General features: G+C 62.4%; 1 protein-coding gene and 2 pseudogenes. All 3 read right to left on the reverse strand.

The features are described from left to right. Positions 1 to 116, reverse strand: a pseudogene (locus tag DBR18_RS30115) (ABC transporter ATP-binding protein); the annotation flags it as partial. Continuing rightward, positions 113 to 1,192: an urea ABC transporter permease subunit UrtC gene (urtC, locus tag DBR18_RS27270; protein WP_108592667.1), complete on the reverse strand. Its 1,080-nt coding sequence runs from the start codon at positions 1,190 to 1,192 to the stop codon at positions 113 to 115. The gene urtC and the pseudogene DBR18_RS30115, both read right to left, overlap by 4 nt. Next, positions 1,192 to 1,672: pseudogene (locus DBR18_RS30120) on the reverse strand (branched-chain amino acid ABC transporter permease); the annotation flags it as partial. The pseudogene DBR18_RS30120 and the gene urtC, both read right to left, overlap by 1 nt.

Below are 1,672 nucleotides of genomic sequence, written 5' to 3' on the forward strand. Positions count from 1 at the left end.
CCGACGCGTTGGCCCAGACCGAGCGCATCGCGACTGGTGCCGGCGTCCTTGTTCGGTTCCAGCGGCGGAAAGAAGGCAGGTTCCAGCATGAATTCAGCACTCGCCGTGACTCTCATTGCTCACCTCGTTTCTTCAGCAGACCGATCACACCCTTGGGCAAATACAACGTCACGACGATGAACAGCGCGCCGAGGAAAAACAGCCAGTATTCGGGGAAGGCCACGGTGAACCAGCTCTTCATGCCGTTGACCACACCGGCACCGAGCAACGGCCCGATCAACGTGCCGCGACCGCCAAGAGCCACCCACACCGCCGCTTCGATGGAGTTGGTCGGCGACATTTCGCTGGGGTTGATGATGCCGACCTGCGGCACATACAACGCCCCGGCCAGACCGCACAGCACCGCGCTCAAGACCCAGACGAACAGCTTGAAACCGCGCGGGTCGTAACCGCAGAACATCAGGCGGTTTTCCGCATCGCGCAGCGCGGTCAGCACCCGGCCGAACTTGCTCTGCGCCAGACGCCAGCCGATGAACAGGCTCACCACCAACAGCAACACGGTGGCCAGAAACAGCACCGCGCGAGTGCCCGGTTCAGTAATGCCAAAACCGAGAATCGTGCGGAAGTTGGTGAAGCCGTTGTTGCCGCCAAACCCGGTCTCGTTACGGAAAAACAGGAGCATGCCGGCGAAGGTCAGGGCCTGGGTCATGATCGAGAAATACACGCCCTTGATCCGCGAGCGGAAGGCGAAAAAGCCGAACACCAGCGCCAGCAGACCCGGCGCCAATACCACCAGGCACATCGACCAGATAAAGCTGCCGGTGCCGCTCCAGTACCACGGCAATTCCGTCCACGACAGAAAGGTCATGAACGCCGGCAAGCCATCCCCGGCGGCCTGACGCATCAGGTACATGCCCATCGCATAACCGCCAAGAGCGAAAAACAGACCGTGACCCAGCGACAGCAGCCCGGCGTAGCCCCAGACCAGATCCAGCGCCAGAGCGACGATGGCGTAGCAGAGGATTTTGCCGACCAGCGTCAGGGTGTAGGCCGAGACGTGCAGCGCGCTGTCCACGGACAACAGCGACAGCAACGGCAGGGCGATCAGCAGTGCGAGGATCACCGCGCCGATGGCAATGGTGAGTTTCGGCCCGGCCTTTTGCGTGGCCGTGACAAGTAGAGGCTGGTTCATCAGTCGATCACCCGTCCTTTCAGTGCGAAGAGGCCTTGCGGACGTTTCTGGATGAACAGAATGATCAGCGCGAGGATCAGGATCTTGCCGAGTACCGCACCGATCTGCGGTTCGAGAATCTTGTTGGCGATGCCGAGGCCGAACGCAGCGAACACGCTGCCGGCCAGTTGGCCGACACCACCGAGCACCACCACCAGGAACGAATCGATGATGTAGCTCTGACCCAGGTCCGGGCCGACGTTGCCGATCTGGCTCAGCGCCACGCCCCCAAGGCCGGCGATGCCCGAGCCGAGGCCGAAGGCGAGCATGTCGACGCGACCGGTGGGCACGCCGCAGCAGGCGGCCATGTTGCGGTTCTGCGTCACCGCACGGACGTTGAGGCCGAGGCGGGTCTTGTTCAGCAGCAGCCAGGTCAGCACCACCACGAACAAGGCGAAGGCGATGATTACGATGCGGTTGTACGGCAGCACCAGATTCGGC

Source organism: Pseudomonas sp. HMWF021 (genome assembly GCF_003061005.1).
GTDB lineage: Bacteria > Pseudomonadota > Gammaproteobacteria > Pseudomonadales > Pseudomonadaceae > Aquipseudomonas.

Bases quoted from the DNA above. Each gene is read 5' to 3' on its own strand.
- urtC (WP_108592667.1), bottom strand. From the start codon at position 1,192: ATGAACCAGCCTCTACTTGTCACGGCCACGCAAAAGGCCGGGCCGAAA.